Source organism: Prauserella endophytica (assembly GCF_005146945.1).
Taxonomy (GTDB): Bacteria; Actinomycetota; Actinomycetes; order Mycobacteriales; family Pseudonocardiaceae; genus Prauserella_A; species Prauserella_A endophytica.
Map to the genome: position 1 here is coordinate 198426 of NZ_SWMS01000006.1, position 18516 is coordinate 216941.

Here is an 18516-nt window from a genome sequence, read left to right on the forward strand (position 1 = left end):
CGCCCGGAACCGGGAAAAACGCCGGGTCAGCCGAGCCTGCGCCCCGAGATGACCTCGACCGGGATGCGCAGATGCCGGTCGTCGGGGCCGGGCCGCCAGCTCAGCTCCGGCAGGCCCGCTTCCACGTACTCGTCGCGCAGTTCGCCCGCCCTGCCCAGCACCGTGACGAACCAGCCGCTGGTGAGGTCGGGGGAGAAGGCCTCGGCCTCGAAGGCGAGGACGCTGTCGTTCGCGGCGGCGAACAGGGCGCTGCCGACGGGAGCGCCGCACAGCACGGCCTCACCGCGCACCGCGAACCGCACGGGCTGCACGGCGGGCAGCCCCCGGCTGGTGAACACCACGCGCCCGAGGTGTACCGCGCCGAGCAGCGTGATGCACTCGTCGCGATGGAGCACCTCGAGACCGAACGAGTCCAGCATCACGCACAGCCCCTGTGGTCGAAGATCACGACTCACGGTGCTGCGCGCGTGCCCGCTCCGGTAGGGCCGTTGGACCCGCTGGTTTGTCAGCGACGGGCGACGGCCGACGGGAGGGCGAAATGGACGGTCTCCCTGGTGATCTCGCGTTCGGTGACGGTCACGGGCCCGAGCCCGCCGAGCGCCGCGATCACGGCCGAGACCAGCCGGGGCGGCGCCGAGGCGCCCGCCGTCAGTCCCACCACGCCCGCCCCGGCGAGCCAGCCCGCCTCGATGTCCCCGGCGTCGTCGACGAGGTGCGCCTCGGTGCCGGCTCGGCGCGCCAGCTCCACCAGCCGCGCCGAGTTCGAGGAGTTGCCGGAGCCGACCACCAGCACCAGGTCGGACTCCCCGGCGATGGCGGACAGGGCGTGCTGGCGGTTGGTGGTGGCGTAGCAGATGTCGTCGGACACCGGGCCCCGCAGCGCGGGGAAGCGCTCCCGCAGTGCGTCGACGACCTCGGCCGTCTCGTCGACGGCGAGCGTCGTCTGCGTCAGGTACGACACCCGCTCCGGGTCCTCCACTTCCAGCCCCGCGACCTCGTCGGCGTTCTGGACCAGCACCGTGCGGGCGGGCGCCTCGCCGAGCGTGCCCTCCACCTCCTCGTGCCCCTCGTGCCCGATGAGCACCACCGTGTCCCCCCTGGCGGCGAACCGGCGGGCCTCCGCGTGCACCTTCGTCACGAGCGGGCACGTCGCGTCGATGACGTCGAGGCCCTTGTGCGCGGCCTGAGCGTGGACGGCGGGGGACACGCCGTGGGCGGAGAACACCACCGTCGCGCCGTCGGGCACCGCGTCGAGCTCGTCGACGAAGACCGCGCCCCGTTGCTCCAGCCCGCGCACGACGTGGCTGTTGTGCACGATCTGCTTGCGCACGTACACCGGCGCGCCGCGCTGGTCGAGCACTCTCTCGACGATCTCGATCGCCCGCTCCACCCCGGCGCAGAACGAGCGCGGCGAGGCCAGTAGCACCGTGCGGGGCCCGGCGGCGGACAGGCACGACGCCATCGCCGAGCCCGCCGCCGTGACCACGTCCGGCGGCACGCCGTCGTCCTGGCCCGCCGCGGCCAGGCCCAGCCCCGAGGGGCCGTCCCGCCCCGGCAGGACGGCGCACAGCGTGAGCCCGTTGTCGCCGCGGCCGGGCGCGCTGTCGGCCCGGAGCCTGCCGCGCACCGGTGGCACGCCCCGGCGGCGCAGCTCACCCGCGAGCAGGACGGCGGCGGGGCAGGGGATCGGCGGGGCTCCAGGGGTGAGCAGCTCGTCGGCGACGAGCACCCCGTCGGCGCCGGGGCGCCCTGGCCGGTTCGCGGCCATGATGCTTTGCGCTGCGGTGAACGGCATCGCGTCGTGCTCCTTGCTGTCGTGCGCGGTCGGTGCGGGCTCAGTGGTCGCGGCGGGTCACGAGCCGGGCGAGCGCGCCGAGCTCGGCCGTCGCCCTCGGCACGACGCCCGCGGAGGTCAGGTCGCGCCAGGCCTGCTCCAGCAGGGCGTCGGCACGGGCTTGGGTCCAGCCCCGCCCGCCCGCGGTGGCGATGAGCTCGGCCGCACGGGTCAGGTCGTCACCTTCCAGCGGTTCCTCGCGCAGGTAGAGGCGGGCCAGCTCGCGGCCGGCCGGGGTGCCAGAGGTCAGCGCGGCCACCACCGGCAGGGACTTCTTGTGGTTGCGCAGGTCCGAGAAGGCCGGCTTGCCGGTGACCGACTCCGTGCCCCAGATCCCCAGCAGGTCGTCGACCAGCTGGAACGCGAGGCCGAGCCGCTCACCGAAGCGGCGCAGCAGCAGGACCTGCTCGGGACCCGCCCCGCCGGCGAGCGCGCCGAGCGCGCACGCGCAGCCCACCAGCGCGCCCGTCTTCCGTTCGGCCATGCGGACGCACTCGGGCAGGGTGACGTCGGTGCGCCGCTCGAACTCCAGGTCCGCGTGCTGGCCGTCCATCAGGTCCTGCACGGCCGCGTGCAGCGTCCGCACGGCGGTGGCGCCCGCGCCGCCCTCGGTGAGCGCGTCGAAGGCGAGCGCCAGCAGCGAGTCACCGGCCAGGATCGCCGGACCGGCGCCGAAGACGCTCCACGCCGTGGCCCGGTGCCTGCGGGTCACATCGCCGTCCATCACGTCGTCGTGCAGCAGTGAGAAGTTGTGCACCAGCTCCACGGCGACCGCGCCGGGCACGGCTCGGCCCGCCCTGCCGCCGACGGCCTCCGCGGCCAGCAGCACCAGCGCCGGACGCAGCGCCTTGCCGCCGGAGCCGCCGGTGTCGCTGCCGTGCTCGTCCCACCAGCCGAGGTGGTAGCCGCCGATGTGGCGCATCGGCCCTGGCAGCCCGCCGAGCACGGTTCGCAACGCGGGGTCCACGATGGACTTCGCGTAGCCGAGAACCTCTTTCGCCGAACGGATTCCCGGCGCCGCTTCGGTTGTGGACATCTCCGCTCACCGTCCGATCTCGACGTTCTCCAGCACGCCGAGCGCGTCGGGGACGAGGATCGCCGCCGAGTAGTAAGCGCTGACGAGGTAGGAGAGGATCGCCCGGTCGTCGATGCCCATGAACCTCACCGAGAGCCCGGGCCGGTACTCGTCGGGGATGCCGGTCTGGTGCAGTCCAACCACGCCCTGCTCGTCGGCGCCGGTGCGCATGACGATGATCGAGCTGGTGCCCGTGCGGGAGATGGGGATCTTGTCGCACGGCAGGATCGGCACGCCCCGCCATGCGACCGCGGTCGCCGACTCCACCTGCACCGTCTGCGGGTAGACGCCGAGCCGGGTGCACTCCCGGCCGAACGCCGCGATGGTGCGGGGGTGGGCGAGGAAGAACTCCGACTTGCGGCGCCTGCTGAGCAGCTCGTCCAGGTCGTCCGGGGTCGGCGGGCCGGTGCGGGTGTAGAGGCGCTGGCGAAGATCGGCGTTGTGCAGCAGCCCGAAGTCCGGATTGTTGACCAGGTCGTTCTCCTGGCGCTCGCGCAGTGCCTCGATGGTGAGCCGCAGCTGCTGCTCCAGCTGGTTCATCGGCTGGTTGTAGAGGTCGGCGACGCGGCTGTGGACGCGCAGCACGGTCTGTGCCACGGTCAGCTCGTACTCGCGCGGCGTGGTCTCGTAGTCGGCGAACGTGCCGGGCACCGCGGATTCGCCGGTGTGCCCAGAGGCCAGCTCGATGGCCGCCTCACCCTGCTTGTTGTGGGCGGGCCGCACCTCCGCCCGCACCCCGTCGAGGTGGGCCCGCAGGCCGCCGGCGCCGTCCGCGATCTCCTCGACGGCCCGCCTCGGCAGGGTCAGCACCGTGCACGGGGTGACGGCCTTGACGGTGAAGTCCCAGATCGCGTGCGCGTCGAGCAGCACCTGCTCGCCGACGAACCGGCCGTCGCCCAGCACGTCGAGCACGGTGTCACCGCCGTACTCGCCAGTGCCGATCTTGTTCACCTTGCCGTGGGCGAGCACCACGACCTCGCCGGCCGCGTGTCCGAACTCGACGATCACCTCGCCGGGCTCGTACTCGCGTTGCTCGAACCGGCCGGCCAGCGCGGTGAGCACCTCCTCGTCGGTGAAGCCGCGCAGCGGCGGCAGTTCCCGCAGCTCGGCCGCGATCACCGACACCTCGGAGCCGGTGTTGACGCACGTGACCCTGCCGTCGCCGAGCGCGTAGGTGAGCCGCCGGTTGACCCGGTACGCGCCGCCGGAGGCCTCGACCCACGGCAGCACGCGCAACAGCCAGCGGGGCGAGACGCCCTGCATCTGGGGGACGGTCTTCGTGGTGGTGGCGAGGTTGCGCGCGGCGTCGGGGGCGAGGCTCTGCCTCGGTGCGGTCTCGACGGCCTCTTCGGTGACGGTCACCGGAAAACCTCCTGGGATCGGTGTGGTCAGCTCTCCCTGCCGAGCTCGGCGTCGTCGAGGACGCCGAGCGCGTCGGGCACCAGCACGGCCGCCGAGTAGTAGGCCGTGACGAGATAGGACGTGATGGCCTTGTCGTTGATGCCCATGAACCGCACTGAGAGCCCGGGCTGGTACTCGTCGGGGATGCCGGTCTGGTGCAGCCCGACGACGCCCTGCCGCTCCTCGCCGGTGCGCATGAGCATGATGGAGCTGGTGCGCGTGCGGCTCACCGGGATCTTGTTGCACGGGAAGATCGGCACGCCGCGCCACGCCGGCACGCTGTGCCCGCCGACGTCCACACTGGACGGATAGATGCCCCGGCGGCTGCACTCCCTGCCGAACGCGGCGATCGCGCGCGGGTGCGCGAGGAAGAACGAGGGCTCCTTCCAGACCAGCGCGAGCAGGTCGTCGAGGTCGTCGGGCGTCGGCGGCCCGTTCCGGGTCGGCTTGCGCATGCCGAGGTCGGCGTTGTGCAGCAGCCCGAAGCCGGGGTTGTTGACCAGCTCGTTCTCCTGGCGCTCGCGCAGTGCCTCGATGGTGAGCCGCAGCTGCTGCTCCAGCTGGCTCATCGGCTGGTTGTAGAGGTCGGAGACGCGCGTGTGCATGCGCAGCACGGTCTGAGCGACGCTCAGCTCGTATTCGCGCGGGTGCAGCTCGTAGTCGACGAACGTCCCGGTCAGCGCGACCTCGCCCTCGTGTCCGGACGTGACCTCCACTGCCGCCTCGCCGTGGTCGTTGGCCGCGGCCTGCGGGCTGCTGCGCACCTGGTCCACGTGCGCGCGCAGCTCGGGCGAGCGTTGGAGGACCTCCTCGAAAGCCCGGTGCGGTAGCACGAGTGCCGTGCACCTGGTGACCGCCTTGGCCGTGTACTCCCACAGCGCGTCCGGTTCGGCCAGGCTCTCGTCGCCGAGGTACTCGCCGCCGGCGAGCACGTCGAGCACCACGTGGTCGCCGTACTCGCCGGGGCCGATCTTGTTCACCTTGCCGTGTGCGATCAGCACCACCTCGTCCGCACGGTCGCCGAACTCGGCGAGCACGTCCCCCGGCTGGTATTCGCGCTGCTCGAACCGGTCGGCGAGCGCGTCGAGCACCGCGGTGTCGGGGAACTCGCGCAGCACGGCGAACTCCCGCAGCTCGGGCGGGACCACGCGCAGGTCGGTGTCCGAGCCGGTGAAGGTCACCCGCTTGTTGCCGACCACGCACGTGAGCCGCCGGTTGACGCGGTAGGTGCCGCCGGAGGCCTGGACCCACGGCAGGAGGCGGATCAGCCAGCGCGAGGAGATGCTCTGCATCTGCGGCTGGGTCTTGGTCGTGGTCGCCAGGTTGCGCGCCGCCGCCGTGCCGAGGCTCAGCGGGTTCTGCTGCTCGGTGCCTGTCCCGGGGTCTGTCACCGTCACAATTCACACCACCATTTCTGTGTGCTTTTTCGAGAAAGGCTGCGGCAAGGACAGGTCCGCAACCGGCGTGAATATCTGGGGCGAATGCCGATGGAATGGACACTAGCAGCGGTCGGCGACGACCGTACAGTCGCCCGAAGGTGCCGATGCCCGCCGCCACGAATGAATCAATTCGAATTGAGGGCAATTCTCACTCGATTCGCAGGCTTGCGGTACTGGGCAGGGTAGAGCCGCAGGTGCAGGCGCGGCGTGTCGTGCTCCCCGGATGCCGGGAGGCTGCGCCGGCCGGTGGGGACTCGGTGGACTCTCCGTAATTCCGTTGCTCCAAAAGGGTTTGGGCGCGGACTTGTCACCCCGGGTGAGGGCGGCCGCCGGTGTGCCCCGTTCGGGCCCGATGCCGCCGCGTGCGTCGCCGGTTCGGCGGCACCGGTCCATCACCTTACGAGTATTCCCATTTTCTCCTTGTGCTCGCCGACGGCTGTCATTAACCTGCGGATATCGCTTTCCGATGCGGAAGGAAATTCCCGTTGAATGTCTACGTGACCGGTCTGCTGTGGGTTGCCGGCGCCGTGGCGCTGGGCGCGGGAATCGCTTTCCTGGTGCGCCGGGTCGGGCTCGACGAGGGGCGTCCGGACAACAATGAGGCGGCCGGGCAGGTGTTCACGATCGTCGGCGGGCTACAGGCGGTGCTCGTGTCCTTCGTGCTGATCTCCCTTTTCGACGGCGTCACGCAGGCCGGTGACGGCGCGAGCAGTGAGGCGCACAGCTTGGTGGCCACGGCGTGGGCGGCCGACGCGCTGCCCGAACCGGCCCGCTCCGAGGTGCTCCGGCTCAGTCGCGAGTACGCGGAGACGGTGATCGAACGGGAATGGCCGCAGCTGCAGGCGGAACAGGAGGTGACCGGTCCGGGGTGGACACAACTCGACCGGATGCGCGTCGCGATCGCCGACGCCCGCATCGACACCGGCGACGAGTGGGAGTCCGGGCGCAAGGCCGAGGCGCAGACGCAGCTGGTGACGCTCTACGAGCAACGGGAGGCGAGGGTCGCCGAGTCGGCAGACCGCGGGCTCGGGCCGGTCGTGTGGTTCGTGCTGGCGCTCGGCAGCTTCATCACGGTGGTGCTGTCGAACTTGTTCGGAGGTACCCGGCTGTGGACGCACATGATCCTCGTGACCACGCTCGCCGGCATGATCATGCTGCTGCTGTTCGCGATCTACCAGCTGCAGAACCCCTTCGGCGACGACGCGAAGCTCGGGCCGGACGCGTTCGAGCTCGCGCGCGAGCGGCTGGGCTGAGGGCGTGCGCACCCGGTGGTCGCCTGCGCTGCCGGCGCTGCCGCTGGTGTTGCTGGTGTTGCTGGTGTTGATTCTCAATGCCGGGCCCGCGCGGCCGGGGCAGGCGTTCGCGTGCTCGATCCTGCGCGTCGAGACCGGCTGGGCCGCAGGTCACTCGCGACTGAGCCGCGTGGGCCTGCCCGGCGGGGAGCTCACGCCGATCGGCGTGCTGGACGACCGGGTCAACGCCGTCGGCTACTCCCGCGAGCAGGAACTGGCCTACGGTGTCTCCGGGATTCACGTTGTGACGTTCGACCGCGTCGGTGACCTCACGGTCGCCGGGGAGCTGCCGGACGAGCCGAGGGGCGGCGGGCTGGTGCGGCCGACCGCGGCCGCGGTCAGCGGGAACCGGTGGTTCCTGCTCGACGACGAAGTTCTGTACACAGTGGCCATCGATCCGGCCGGCCCGGACTACCTCCGCGTGACCGAGGCGGTGCCGTTGACCCCGGAGGGCCTCTCCGGCGCGGTCGACGACATCGACGTCGATCCGCGCACGGGCCTGCTGTACGGGGTCGCGGCGGACTACCCGCGCAGCCCCGTGGTGCGGATCGACCCGGGCAGCGGCACCGCGTCCGTGGTGCCGGGGCCAGCGCTGCCGCCGAGCACCGCGTACGGCGCCGTGGCGTTCGGTCCCGACGGCGCGCTCTACGCGACGGCGAACGTGGCCGGTGGCCGCAGCAGGCTGTACCGCGTCCCGCTGGACGGCGCCGGGGAGGTCATCGAGCTGTCGGACGGGCCGGCGCTGCGTGGGTCGGACGCGACGGCGTGCCTCGCGATCCCCGAGCCGGACCCGGCGCCCCCGTCCACCACGCCGCGACCGGCCCCGCCACCGCCTCCACCGCCCCCGGCCCCGTCGGCTCCGACCTCGGAGCCGACGCCGCCCTCACGCCTTCCCGCTCCACCGGCCCCGACCCCGGAGCGGCCGCCACCATCGCCGGAGGCGCCCCAGCCGCCGCCCCAACCGTCACCGCCCCGGCCGCCGGAACCCGCGCCGCCGCCACCACCGCCCCGGCCTCCGGAACCGGCGCCACCGCCCGCCGCGGCGCCGCCACCGCCGCCGGAGGAACAGGGACGGACGGACGAGCTGACGCCGACGGAGAAGAAGCGGCGCTGGGCACTGACGATGCTGTTGATCGCGTTCGGCGCGGGAGCCGCGGCCAGGAGCATGCGACGCCGCTGAGCCCGCCGTCAGAAACGGCGTTTGGCGTCCGCCGCGGCGGACCCGGTCATCAGCTTGTGCAGCAGGCCGATCAGGGTCGTTCGCTCCTCGGGGCTGAGCGTGCTGGCCCACGCCTGCTCACGCTCGTTGTGGGCCTGGTAGTCCTTGGTGATCGTGTCGTGCCCGGCCTCGGTGAGGCTGAGCAGCACCGCGCGGCGGTCGTGCTCGGCCTGGCGCCGCTCAACGAGCCCGCCCTTCTCCAACGTGTTCACCAGGGCGGACACCGCGGCCCGGCTCATCCCCGACAGCTGCGCGACTCGCTTGGACTCCAGCGGCCCCGCGAGCCACAGCACGAACAGCACCCGGAAGCCGGGCCAGCTCAGTCCACGGGGCCGGTGCACCGCGGACTCGAGGTCGTAGACGAGCGCGCTGGTCAGCCGGTGCAGCGTGAGCACGAGCCGCATCGCCTCGGGATCCACGGCGCCGAGCTCGCTGGTCGTCCTGGCCACCGCGAAGTCCACGAACGACAGGAAGTCGAGCTCGTCGGGCTCGGCGGGGTGCGCGGTCATGGCGTTCAGGCTAGCCCCTTCCCTTTCGCGGACAACGGCGTTACGCTTCCCGGGACAGATAATCAAAGCTTTGATCAAAGGAGGGGCTCCGTGTCCCAGAAGGCTTTCGCGTCGTCGGCGGACCTGGGGGAGAAGGAGCAGACGCTCGAGGTCCTCGCCGACGGCGTCTACGCGCTCACCGCCGAGGGCGACCCCAACGTGGGAGCGATCGAGGGCGAGGACTTCCTCGTCTGCTTCGAGGCGATGGCCACGCCCGTCGCCGCCGGCGAGTGGCTCGCGAAGCTGCGCGAGCACACCGACAAGCCGGTGCGCTACCTCGTGCTCTCGCACTACCACGCCGTGCGCGTGCTCGGGGCCTCCGCCTTCGACGCCGAGGTGATCGTGGCGCACGAGAACACCCGCGCGCTCGTCGCCGAACGCGGCAAGGAGGACTGGGAGAGCGAGTTCGGCCGCATGCCGAGGCTCGCCAAGCAGGCCGATTCCGTGCCGGGGCTGACCTGGCCGACGCTGACCTTCTCCGACCGGCTCACCATCGAGCTCGGCGGCGACCGCGGCGACCTCGTGCTGCAGTACTGCGGGCGCGGGCACACCGAGGGCGACATCGTGGGCTGGCTGCCGAAGCATAGGATCCTGTTCGCGGGCGACCTCGTCGAGGCGCAGGCGGCGCTCTACACGGGCGACGCCTTCCATCGCGACTGGGTGGGCGGCACCCTCGACCGGGTCAAGGAGTTCGGCGCGGAGGCGCTGATCGGCGGGCGCGGCGCGGTGAGCCGGGGCCGCGAGGCCGTGGACGAGGCGATCGAGCAGACCCGGCACTTCCTGCGGGTGATGATCGACGAGGTGGGCGCCGTGCACGCGCGCGGCGGCACGCTCAAGGAGGCGTTCGAGAACGCCCACGCGGCACTGCACGAGCGCTACGGCCGGTGGCCGATCTTCGAGCACTGCCTGCCCTTCGACGTGTCGCGGCTGTGGGACGAGCTCTCCGGGGTCGAGCGCCCGGTCATCTGGACCGCTGAGCGCGACCGCGAGGTCTGGGACCAGCTGCAGGGCTGATGATGAGCACCATCGGCTCAGCCGACCCCGTCATCGTCGTCGGGAACGGTCCCGTCGGGCAGACCGCCGCGCTGCTGCTCGCCCGCTGGGGCGTCCCGGTCGTGCTGCTGGACCGCCGTCCGGAACGCGACCCCATCGGGTCGAAGGCGATCTGCCAGCAGCGGGACGTGCTGGACGTGTGGGAGACGGTCGGCGCGGGCAGGCGCATCGCCGCCGAGGGTGTCACGTGGACCACGGCCCGCACGTTCTACCGCGACCGCGAGCTGTTCGCCTACACGCTGCCCGACCACGGCAGCTCGTGCTTCCCTCCGTTCGTCAACGTCTCGCAGGCGCGCACCGAGCAGATCCTCGACGAGCGCATCGCCGCCGAGCCGCTGATCGACGTGCGCTGGAGCCATGACGTCACCGGCCTCGAGCAGAACGAAGGCGGCGTCGACGTGCGGTGCGCGAACGGGGCGAGCCTGCGTGCCTCCTACGTGCTCGCGTGCGCGGGCGCCCGCGGCGAGGACGTCCGGGCACTGCTCGGCGTCACGTTCGAAGGGCACTCCTTCGACGACCGGTTCCTCATCTGCGACATCCGCACCGAGCTGCCTGGCTGGAGCACCGAGCGGCGGTTCTACTTCGATCCACAGTGGAATCCCGGGCGGCAGGTGCTCATCCACCCGTGCCCCGGCTCGACGTTCCGCATCGACTGGCAGGTTCCCGGCGACTACGACCTCGCCGCCGAGGAGGCCGACGGCAGGCTCGACCGGCGCATCCGGGCCATCATCGGCGACCGGGACTACGAGATCGTGTGGAAGTCGGTGTACCGGTTCCACTCGCGGGTCACCGACCGGATGCGATGCGGACGGGTGCTGCTCGCCGGGGACTGCGCGCACCTGGTGGCTCCGTTCGGGGCGCGCGGGCTCAACTCCGGGGTCGCCGACGCGGAGAACGCCGCGTGGAAGCTGGCGTTCGTGCTGCGCGGCTGGGCGCCGGAGTCGCTGCTGGACTCCTACCACGCGGAACGGCACGCGGCGGCGCTGGAGAACCTGGACGTCACCAGCGCCACGATGCGGTTCCTGGTGCCGCAGGACGAAGAGCAACACGCGCACCGGCGGGCGGTGCTCGACCGGGCCGTCACCGAAAGGGCCGCGTGGTCCGAAGTGGACTCCGGCAGGCTGGCGGAACCGTTCTGGTACGCCGACTCGCCGCTGACCACGCCGTGCCCCGGCAGGCCGTTCCTGGGCAGGCCGCCGCGCGGCACGGTGCCCCCGGCGGGGCCGGGCACGATCGTGCCCGACGGTCCGGTCCGGGTCGAGGGGCGTGACACCCGGTTCCGGGAGCTCGCCCGCGACGGCCTGCTGTTGCTCACCACGCCCGGTGCGGACTTGGCGGCGGCGGCCGCCGCCGCCAAGTCGTGCGCCGCGCCCGTGCGCGTGCTCGAACTGGCGGCGATCGACCACACGGGCGCGCTCGCCGACGCGTTCGGAGCCGGGGAGGGCGAGGTGTGGGTGATCCGCCCGGACGCCCACGTCGCCGCCGTGCTCACCGACCCCGCCGCGGTGGAACCCGCCCTGCACCGAGCTCTCGGCTGACCGCAGTGAAGGCCACCTTGCCTGCGCCCACCCGTCTCCCCCCGCCACCCAAACGGAGACGCTGCGCGCCGCTGTGTCGATTGAACGCAGTGAAGCTGTGTCGATTGAACGCAGTGAAGGTGGCCTTCACTGCGGACGGAGTCACCTGGGGAGGCGGCGCCAGAGCGGACGGGGGAGCAGCCGCAGCACGCCGAACGCCAGGCGCAGGATCCCCGGCACCCACACGACGTCGCGGCCCTTGCGCAGGGCGGCGACCGTCGCGTCGGCCACCTGCGCGGGCGTGGACGAGAACGGCGCGGGCGACATGCCCTCGGTCATCCGCCCGATGACGAACCCCGGCCGCACGAGCAGCAGGCGCACGCCGCTGCCGTGCAGCGCGTCGGCCAGGCCGCTCGCGAACCCGTCGAGCCCAGCCTTGGCGGAGCCGTAGACGTAGTTGGCCCGGCGCACGCGCATGCCGGCCACGGAGGAGAACACCACGAGGTTGCCGCTGCCCTGCGCGCGCAGCAGGTTCGCCAGGTGCGTCAGCACGCTCACGTGCGCCGTGTAGTCGGTGTGCACGATCGCCAGCGCGTGGCCCGCGTCCGCCTCGGCCTTGCTCTGGTCGCCCAGGATGCCGAAGGCCGTCACCACGGTCTCGACCGGACCGTGCCCGGTCATGATCGCGCCGAGCACCTCCTCGTGCCGGGCGACGTCGTCGGCGTCGAACTCGACGCGGGTCACCGTGGTGGCGCCCGCCTCCCGCAACGCCGCCTCCTCGGCGTCGAGATCGGCGCTGCGCCGCGCCGCAAGCACGAAGTCCCGTGCGCCCTGTGCCGCGAGCCTGGTGGCCACCGCGAGGCCGATCTCACTTCGCCCGCCGAGGACGACAATCGTTCCGCTCATGCCGTGCAGTGTGCTAGACGGTGCTAGATGGGCCTCGGGATGGTGCACAGGACCTGGGCGAGCCCGCTTTCGTCACGCTCAACGGCCGACTTCTCGGACACCACGACGCCGTCCACGCGGATCGCGCACCGCACCGGTGTGCCGTCCGGGCGTGCGCTGGCCGCCGCCACCCGGATGCCGAGGTAGCCGTCGCCGCCCGCGGGTTCGGTGAACGAGTGGTCGAACGGCTTGCCGCGCAACGCGACCTGCGTCCAGGACGCGCCGCGCGCGACGCGCATGAGCGTGTCGTCGGGTCCCGACACCATGATCCGGATCTCATGCGCCTGTGGGGCGCGCTTCGGCGCGGCCGCGGGCTGTCGCCCGGCCGGCGCGAACGCCGTGCTCGCCACGCCGGTCGCCAGTACGGCGACGGCGATCAGGACGGCGAGAACCGCGCGCACCACTCGCGCGCTCCCTTCGCTCGGAGGCCAGGCTCACGGATTGTCGCATCCGCCGCGGCCGATCCATCCGTGGCGTGTCAAGGAGTCCACGTGAGGGTGACGATGTCGTCGCCGGACGAGCCGAGGTCGTGCTCACTCGTCACACCCGCCTCGCGCAGCGCCTCGGCCACCTCCTCCTGCCGGGACCGGGGCAGGCACAGCCGGCGCCGTGTGACGTCGGCGAGCGTCGCCATGTCGGGATGCCCCGCCGAGGCCGACCGCCCTCGCCGCCAGCGCGACACCCCGGGCTCGATCCCCAGTTCGCGGAGCACCGCCACGGCGTCCCCGGCGGTGGGTCCCTCGGGGCGGACGATGCCGTGGAACCGCAGCCACAGCTCGTTGAGCGAGGTCAGCGGGTGCGCCTCGGCCAGCTCCACCACCACGAGCCTGCGCGCGTGTGCGGTGAGCGCCGTGAGGAACGGGACGATGTCCGGGACGTTGTAGAGCACGTGGTGGCACACCACGACGTCGGCGGGTGGTACCCCGGTCGCGACCTCGGGCCAGCCGCCCTGGACCTCACGCGCGGCCACCCCGAGCGCGTCCGCGCGACGGCGGAACTCCGCGAGCAGCCCCTCGTCCTGGTCGACCGCGGTGATCAGCGTGCTGCGCGCCGCCAGCGGCAGGCTCGCCGCGCCCGCTCCGGCGCCGACGTCGAGCACGGTGCCGGGCGGGTCGAGCGCCCGCCACGCCGCCGGGAACGACGCGCCCTCCGGCTCCGCCACGAGCACGTCGGCCCGCCGGGAGAAGACGTGCCGGGGCAGCACCCACGGCGAGTCCTCGGCCTGCGCGAGGATCTCCTCCGGGATCCGCCACGCCTGCAGCTGCTCACGCCAGTGCCGGGTCGCGTTCATCGAGCGACACTCTAGGCCGTCTACGATCGGCCCATGTCCGACCGGCTCTACTTCCGTCAGCTGCTCGCGGGGCGCGACTTCGCCGTCGGCGACCGCGTCGCCACGCAGATGCGCAACTTCGCCTACCTGATCGGCGACCGCGAGACCGGCGAGGCCGTGGTGGTCGACCCGGCCTACGCGATCGACGACCTCCTCGGCGTCCTCGCGGCCGACGGCATGCGGCTCACAGGCGTGCTCGTCACCCACCACCACCCCGACCACGTCGGCGGCGACCTCATGGGCTTCTCGCTGCCAGGGCTGGCCGAGCTGCTCGCGAAGGAGCAGGTGCCGGTGCACGTCAGCGGGGCCGAGTCGGAGTGGGTGCGGCGCACCACCGGTGTCTCGGGCACGGACCTCGTGGCGCACGACCACGACGACCAGGTCGACGTCGGTGCGATCGGCATCCGGCTGCTGCACACGCCGGGCCACACACCCGGCAGCCAGTGCTTCCTCGTCGGCGGGCGGCTCGTCGCGGGCGACACGCTCTTCCTCGAGGGCTGCGGGCGGACCGACTTCCCCGGCGGTGACTCCGACGCGATGTTCCGCAGCCTGCAATGGCTCGCCGGCCTCAGCGGCGACCCGGTGGTCTACCCGGGGCACCTGTACTCGGCCGAGCCCTCGGCGCCGCTGTCTGACGTGCGGCGCGACAACTTCGTGTTCCGTGCGAGCTCGCTGGAGCAGTGGCGCGCGATGTTCGGCTGAGCCGGGCGCTCACGCTCAGCGCAGCCCGAGGCGGCGTTCGATGGTGATCTCGATGACCACCCGCTGCGGGTTGACCCGCGGGGTTCGGTAGCGCGCGGCGTAGCGGGCCTCGGCGTCCCGCACCGACTCAGGGTCGTCGCGCACCACGGCCCTGCCCTCGAGCGTCGACCAGCGCCTGCCGTCGACCTGGGTGACCGCGACACGCGCCCCGCCGGCTCCCGCCGTCCGCACGTTGCGGGCCTTCACGCTGCCTCGGGAGCAGATCACCCTGGCGACCTCGAGCGCCTCGTCCACGGTCACGCCCACCGGCACGACGTGCGGGCTGCCGTCCGCGCGCAGGGTCGTGAGCGTGCCCAGGTGGCGCTCCCGCCAGAACTCGATCAGCTCGTCACTCGGCATGGCGGTCAGCGTACTGGCGGGGGAGGAGCAGCTGCCCCGTCGACCGTGCTGCCCACCGGGCTGGTGGTGCGGGAGCCTATGGGAGGACACCGGCGGTGATGAACGTTTCGGGGTCGGCGACGATCGTGTGGACGGCCGCCGTCGCGGCGCCACGCACGGCGGCCTCGGTGCCGAGCGGGGAGCGCAGCACGCCGATCGGCTGCCACGGCGCGCTCAGCACCCGGCCGCTCAGCTCGGTGCGCAGAGGTTCGCCCAGCCACGGGAACAGCCGCGCGTAGGTGCCGCCGAGCACGACGGCGGGCACGTCGAGCAGGTTGAGCACGGCCGACAGCGCCGAGCCGAGCGGGCGCGCCGCCGCCCGGACCGCCGCGACGGCCTTGCGGTCGCCGTCCTCCAGCCTGCTCAGCAGCGTGCCGAGATCGGTGGCGCCCGCGCGGTCGAGGATCGCGTCCTGCCCGGCTAGCCGTTCGAGACAGCCCTTCGCCCCGCACGAGCACAGCGGACCGCGTGAGCTCACCGGGAAGTGGCCGAGCTCGCCGCCGAAGCCGCGCGTGCCGTCGTAGAGCTCACCGTTCAGGACGATTCCGGCGCCGATGCCGATCTCGCCGGAGACGTGCACGAAGTCGCGCAATCCGTCGTGGCCGCCCGCCCTCAGCTCGGCGAGCGCGGCGAGGTTGGCCTCGTTGCCGACCAGCACCTCCGCCTCCAGCCCGGTGCGGCGGCGCAGCTCGGCGGGCACGTCGACGTCCTGCCAGCCGAGGTTCGGCGCGCGGCGCACCAGCCCGGTGGAGGCCTCGACGAGACCGGGCACGGCGACCCCGACGCCGCCGACGGCAACGCCCCGCCTGCCTGACTCCTCCAGTGCGGTGCGCACGGCCTTGGCCGCGCGGGTCAGGACGCGGCTGGTGGGCTGGTCCCGGTTGGCCGAGGGGGAGATCGTGGACCAGCGGACCTCGCCGGTGAGGTCGACCAGGCACGTAGCGACGTAGTCGACGGCGATCTCGACCCCCAGCCCGTGCGGGCCCTCCGGCGACAGCGACAGGGAGGTGCCGCGCCTGCCCGGCCCTGCGCGGTGCTGCGGGCCCTGCTCCCGGACAAGCGAGGCGGCGGCGAGGCGGTCGACAAGGGTGGACACGGTGGCCTTGGTGAGCCCGGTGCGCGCGGCGACACCGGCCCGGGACAGCCCGGGCGACTCCGCGATGGCGCCGAGCACGAGGGCGCAGTTGTGCCTGCGAACGGTGTGCTGGCCTGCGGGCTGTGGCATCGGCTGAGCATAATCGTTCACCCGCTGAACGAAATCCTTGACCTCGCGACGCGCCGATCGATAAGTTCAGTCGCCAAACTATTCTGTCTCCTGGAGGGCATCGTGGTCGTGCAACCCCGTCGCGAGGACAGGTTCAGCTTCGGGCTCTGGACGGTCGGCTGGCAGGCCGTCGACCCCTTCGGCGGCGCCACGCGCGCGCCGCTCGACCCGGTGGAGGCGGTGCACAAGCTCTCGGACCTTGGCGCGTGGGGCATCACGTTCCACGACGACGATCTGATCCCGTTCGGCAGCACCGATTCCGCGCGGGAGGAGCACATCAAGCGGTTCCGCGCGGCGCTCGACGACACTGGGCTCGTGGTGCCGATGGTGACGACGAACCTGTTCGGCCAGCCCGTCTTCAAGGAGGGTGCCCTCACCAACAACGACCGCGACATCCGCCGGTACGCGCTGCGCAAGGTCATGCGCAACATGGACCTGGCGGCGGAGCTGGGCGCGTCGACGTACGTGCTGTGGGGCGGCCGGGAGGGCTCGGAGACGGACGCGGCGAAGGACGTGAAGGCGGCGTACGACCGCTACCGCGAGGGGATCGACACGCTTGCCCAGTATGTGCTCGACCAGGGCTACGGGCTGCGGCTGGCGCTGGAGCCGAAGCCGAACGAGCCGCGCGGCGACATCTTCCTGCCGACGATCGGCCACGCGCTGGCGTTCATCTCGCAGCTGGAGCACCACGAGCTGGTTGGCGTGAACCCCGAGGTCGGGCACGAGCAGATGGCGGGGCTGAACTTCGTGCACGGGATCGGGCAGGCGCTGTGGCAGGGCAAGCTGTTCCACATCGACCTCAACGGGCAGCGCGGGCCGCGCTACGACCAGGACCTGATCTTCGGGCACGGCGACGTGCTCTCGGCGTTCTTCCTCGTCGACCTCCTGGAGCACGGCGGCTACGACGGACCGAGGCACTTCGACTACAAGCCCTTGCGCACCGAGGACGCCGACGGCGTGTGGGCCAGCGCGGAGGCGAACATGCGGAGCTACCTGCTGTTGCGGGAGCGGGCGCGGGCGTACCGCGCGGACCCGCGCGTGCAGGAGGCGCTGGCCGCGTCGCGGGTGTCCGAGCTGGCGACGCCGACCCTGGCGCCCGGCGAGACGCCGGCCGACCTCCGCGCCGACCGAACCGCCTTCGAGGACTTCGACCCCGAGGCGGCGGGCCGCCGCGGCTACGGCTTCGCCGCCCTGTCACAGCTGGCCTTCGAGCACCTGGTCGGAGCCGCCTGACCCGCGAGTCCCCCGCTCCGGCCGCCGAGTCCCCCGCTCCGGCCGCCGAGTTCCCCGCTCGGGTCGCCGAGTTCCGCGCTCGGGTCGCCGAGTTCCGCGCTCGGGTCGCCGAGTTCCGCGCTCGGGTCGCCGAGTTCCGCGCTCCCGGCCGCGAGTTGCCGATTCGAAGCCGCGCGAGTCGTGCGTTGAGGCTCGCGAGTCGTGCGTCCAGAGCCGCGAGTCGTGCGTTCGGGACGCCGAGTTGTGCGCTCGGAGCCGGTGGCTCGCGTCGCGCGTGGGTGCGGCGTGCCGATGCGCCGCGTCTCTGGCTGCGGGAGCGCACGACTCGCGGTCGGAAGTGCGGGACTCGCGGGCCGGTGCGGGGGACTCGCGGGCCGGTGCGGGGGACTCGCGGGCTGGAGCGGGGGACTCGCGGGCTGGAGCGGGGGACTCGCGCGTCAGGGGAGGGTGCGCGACAGGGCCAGCGCCGCCGTGCGGACGGCGGGGGCGACGCGGTCCAGCCGCAGGCGGTTCGTCCACCCCGACAGGGAGAGCGCGGCGCGGGCGGTGCCGTCGGCACCGCGCAAGGGGCTCGCCGCGCACACCACGCCGAGACCGGACTCCTCGCGGTCGTAGGCGAGCCCCTCCTCACGGACCCTGGCCAGCTGCCTGCGCAGGATGCCCGGCGCCGTCACCGTCCGCTCGCTCACTCGCGGCAACCCCGCCGCCAGCACGGTGTCCACAGTGGACTTCGGGGAGAACGCCAGTATCGCCTTGCCCACGGCGGTCGCGTGCGCGGGGAACCGGCCGCCGACGCGCGAGGGCAACGCGGGCGCGTCGGGCCCGCGCAGGATGTCGAGGTACACCACCTCGGTGCCCTCCAGCACGGCGAGGTGCACCGTGTTGCGCGTTGCCTCCCGCAGGTCCTCCAGGTACGGCCGCGCCGCGTCCACCAGGCCCCGCTGGCGCACGGCGAGCTGGCCGATCTCGAAAAGCTTGAGCGCCAGCCGTACGCCCGTGCCTTCCCGTTCCAGCAGCCCTTGGGTCACGAGATGCCCCGTCAGCCGGTGGACGCTGGACTTCGGCAGGCCCGTCCTGCGCGCCAGCTCGGACACCCCCAGCGCGTCGTCGCCGGGGGAGAAGGCGGTCAGCAGCGCCGCCAGCCGCGCAGCGGTGGACGCGTCCGAGTCGTTCCGGTCAGCGGGACACATACGTTGATAATCCCTCACGCCCTGGAGGACCGTCCT

At 72.6% G+C, this 18516-nt stretch carries 18 protein-coding genes; 6 read left to right on the forward strand and 12 right to left on the reverse strand.

Annotated features, from left to right (window positions below):
* Nucleotides 1–26: 26 nt before the first annotated feature.
* The 5 genes from FCN18_RS13800 to FCN18_RS13820 all read right to left on the reverse strand — a co-directional run bounded on the left by FCN18_RS13800 (nt 27) and on the right by FCN18_RS13820 (nt 5707).
* Nucleotides 27–419, reverse strand: coding sequence for a pyridoxamine 5'-phosphate oxidase family protein (locus FCN18_RS13800; protein ID WP_112268932.1), 393 nt, complete (start codon nt 417–419; stop codon nt 27–29).
* An 86-nt stretch (nt 420–505) separates the two neighbouring features.
* Entirely contained in the window at nt 506–1795 is a 1290-nt protein-coding gene (gene ispH / locus FCN18_RS13805; protein WP_137095294.1) for a 4-hydroxy-3-methylbut-2-enyl diphosphate reductase, read from the reverse strand.
* A 40-nt stretch (nt 1796–1835) separates the two neighbouring features.
* A complete protein-coding gene (locus tag FCN18_RS13810; protein ID WP_137095296.1) occupies nt 1836–2870 on the reverse strand; it encodes a family 2 encapsulin nanocompartment cargo protein polyprenyl transferase in 1035 nt (344 codons plus the stop codon).
* A 6-nt stretch (nt 2871–2876) separates the two neighbouring features.
* On the reverse strand, nt 2877–4271 hold the full coding sequence (locus tag FCN18_RS13815) for a family 2B encapsulin nanocompartment shell protein (protein WP_228713935.1): 1395 nt from the start codon (nt 4269–4271) through the stop codon (nt 2877–2879).
* Nucleotides 4272–4297: 26 nt separating this feature from the next.
* Entirely contained in the window at nt 4298–5707 is a 1410-nt protein-coding gene (locus FCN18_RS13820; protein ID WP_137095298.1) for a family 2B encapsulin nanocompartment shell protein, read from the reverse strand.
* A 527-nt stretch (nt 5708–6234) separates the two neighbouring features.
* Between FCN18_RS13820 and FCN18_RS13825 the strand changes: the two genes are divergently transcribed.
* Nucleotides 6235–7002 carry a bestrophin-like domain gene (locus tag FCN18_RS13825; protein ID WP_113641409.1) on the forward strand — a complete coding sequence of 256 codons (768 nt, stop codon included), beginning with the start codon at nt 6235–6237 and terminating at the stop codon, nt 7000–7002.
* Nucleotides 7003–7006: 4 nt separating this feature from the next.
* The gene (locus FCN18_RS39075) at nt 7007–8221 is read left to right on the forward strand and encodes a DUF6923 family protein (RefSeq protein WP_158303099.1); all 1215 of its coding nucleotides are present in this window, start codon (nt 7007–7009) and stop codon (nt 8219–8221) included.
* Between the two features lie 8 nt (nt 8222–8229).
* On the opposite strand, the gene FCN18_RS13835 is transcribed toward FCN18_RS39075, so the two are convergent.
* Complete coding sequence (locus FCN18_RS13835) at nt 8230–8769, reverse strand: MarR family winged helix-turn-helix transcriptional regulator (protein ID WP_112268934.1); 540 nt, start codon at nt 8767–8769, stop codon at nt 8230–8232.
* Between the two features lie 90 nt (nt 8770–8859).
* Between FCN18_RS13835 and FCN18_RS13840 the strand changes: the two genes are divergently transcribed.
* Nucleotides 8860–9822, forward strand: a complete 963-nt coding sequence (locus tag FCN18_RS13840) for an MBL fold metallo-hydrolase (protein WP_113641410.1) — start codon at nt 8860–8862, stop codon at nt 9820–9822.
* Nucleotides 9822–11399, forward strand: a complete 1578-nt coding sequence (locus FCN18_RS13845) for an FAD-dependent monooxygenase (protein WP_228713937.1) — start codon at nt 9822–9824, stop codon at nt 11397–11399. The genes FCN18_RS13840 and FCN18_RS13845 overlap by 1 nt, the downstream gene beginning before the upstream one ends.
* 141 nt (nt 11400–11540) lie before the next feature.
* Here the strand turns inward: FCN18_RS13845 and FCN18_RS13850 are convergent, their stop codons facing one another.
* From FCN18_RS13850 to FCN18_RS13860, 3 genes are all read right to left on the reverse strand, one after another.
* Entirely contained in the window at nt 11541–12284 is a 744-nt protein-coding gene (locus tag FCN18_RS13850; protein ID WP_113641412.1) for an SDR family NAD(P)-dependent oxidoreductase, read from the reverse strand.
* Nucleotides 12285–12307: 23 nt separating this feature from the next.
* Nucleotides 12308–12727, reverse strand: a complete 420-nt coding sequence (locus tag FCN18_RS13855; protein WP_112268942.1) for a hypothetical protein — start codon at nt 12725–12727, stop codon at nt 12308–12310.
* Nucleotides 12728–12801: 74 nt separating this feature from the next.
* Entirely contained in the window at nt 12802–13614 is an 813-nt protein-coding gene (locus tag FCN18_RS13860) for a class I SAM-dependent methyltransferase (protein ID WP_112268943.1), read from the reverse strand.
* 33 nt (nt 13615–13647) lie between these two features.
* Between FCN18_RS13860 and FCN18_RS13865 the strand changes: the two genes are divergently transcribed.
* A complete protein-coding gene (locus FCN18_RS13865; protein WP_112268945.1) occupies nt 13648–14355 on the forward strand; it encodes an MBL fold metallo-hydrolase in 708 nt (235 codons plus the stop codon).
* 15 nt (nt 14356–14370) lie between these two features.
* Here FCN18_RS13865 and FCN18_RS13870 read toward each other — a convergent pair whose 3' ends face one another.
* Together FCN18_RS13870 and FCN18_RS13875 are read right to left on the reverse strand one after the other, a co-directional pair.
* Nucleotides 14371–14754, reverse strand: a complete 384-nt coding sequence (locus FCN18_RS13870) for a TIGR03618 family F420-dependent PPOX class oxidoreductase (RefSeq protein WP_113641482.1) — start codon at nt 14752–14754, stop codon at nt 14371–14373.
* Between the two features lie 76 nt (nt 14755–14830).
* Entirely contained in the window at nt 14831–16018 is a 1188-nt protein-coding gene (locus tag FCN18_RS13875; protein ID WP_137095300.1) for an ROK family transcriptional regulator, read from the reverse strand.
* Between the two features lie 102 nt (nt 16019–16120).
* On the opposite strand from FCN18_RS13875, the gene xylA reads away from it, so the two are divergent.
* Complete coding sequence (gene xylA / locus FCN18_RS13880) at nt 16121–17290, forward strand: xylose isomerase (protein ID WP_112268949.1); 1170 nt, start codon at nt 16121–16123, stop codon at nt 17288–17290.
* Between the two features lie 437 nt (nt 17291–17727).
* Here xylA and FCN18_RS13890 read toward each other — a convergent pair whose 3' ends face one another.
* The gene (locus tag FCN18_RS13890) at nt 17728–18480 is read right to left on the reverse strand and encodes an IclR family transcriptional regulator (protein WP_112268951.1); all 753 of its coding nucleotides are present in this window, start codon (nt 18478–18480) and stop codon (nt 17728–17730) included.
* Nucleotides 18481–18516: the final 36 nt, after the last annotated feature.

What these genes read in the sequence shown, in the direction of transcription:
- FCN18_RS13865 (WP_112268945.1), top strand. Translation starts at nt 13,648, where the DNA reads ATGTCCGACCGGCTCTACTTCCGTCAGCTGCTCGCGGGGCGCGACTTC.
- FCN18_RS13800 (WP_112268932.1), bottom strand. Translation starts at nt 419, where the DNA reads ATGCTGGACTCGTTCGGTCTCGAGGTGCTCCATCGCGACGAGTGCATC.
- FCN18_RS13875 (WP_137095300.1), bottom strand. Translation starts at nt 16,018, where the DNA reads ATGCCACAGCCCGCAGGCCAGCACACCGTTCGCAGGCACAACTGCGCC.
- FCN18_RS13845 (WP_228713937.1), top strand. Translation starts at nt 9,822, where the DNA reads ATGATGAGCACCATCGGCTCAGCCGACCCCGTCATCGTCGTCGGGAAC.
- FCN18_RS13835 (WP_112268934.1), bottom strand. Translation starts at nt 8,769, where the DNA reads ATGACCGCGCACCCCGCCGAGCCCGACGAGCTCGACTTCCTGTCGTTC.
- FCN18_RS13860 (WP_112268943.1), bottom strand. Translation starts at nt 13,614, where the DNA reads ATGAACGCGACCCGGCACTGGCGTGAGCAGCTGCAGGCGTGGCGGATC.
- ispH (WP_137095294.1), bottom strand. Translation starts at nt 1,795, where the DNA reads ATGCCGTTCACCGCAGCGCAAAGCATCATGGCCGCGAACCGGCCAGGG.
- FCN18_RS13850 (WP_113641412.1), bottom strand. Translation starts at nt 12,284, where the DNA reads ATGAGCGGAACGATTGTCGTCCTCGGCGGGCGAAGTGAGATCGGCCTC.
- FCN18_RS13890 (WP_112268951.1), bottom strand. Translation starts at nt 18,480, where the DNA reads ATGTGTCCCGCTGACCGGAACGACTCGGACGCGTCCACCGCTGCGCGG.
- FCN18_RS13870 (WP_113641482.1), bottom strand. Translation starts at nt 14,754, where the DNA reads ATGCCGAGTGACGAGCTGATCGAGTTCTGGCGGGAGCGCCACCTGGGC.
- FCN18_RS13810 (WP_137095296.1), bottom strand. Translation starts at nt 2,870, where the DNA reads ATGTCCACAACCGAAGCGGCGCCGGGAATCCGTTCGGCGAAAGAGGTT.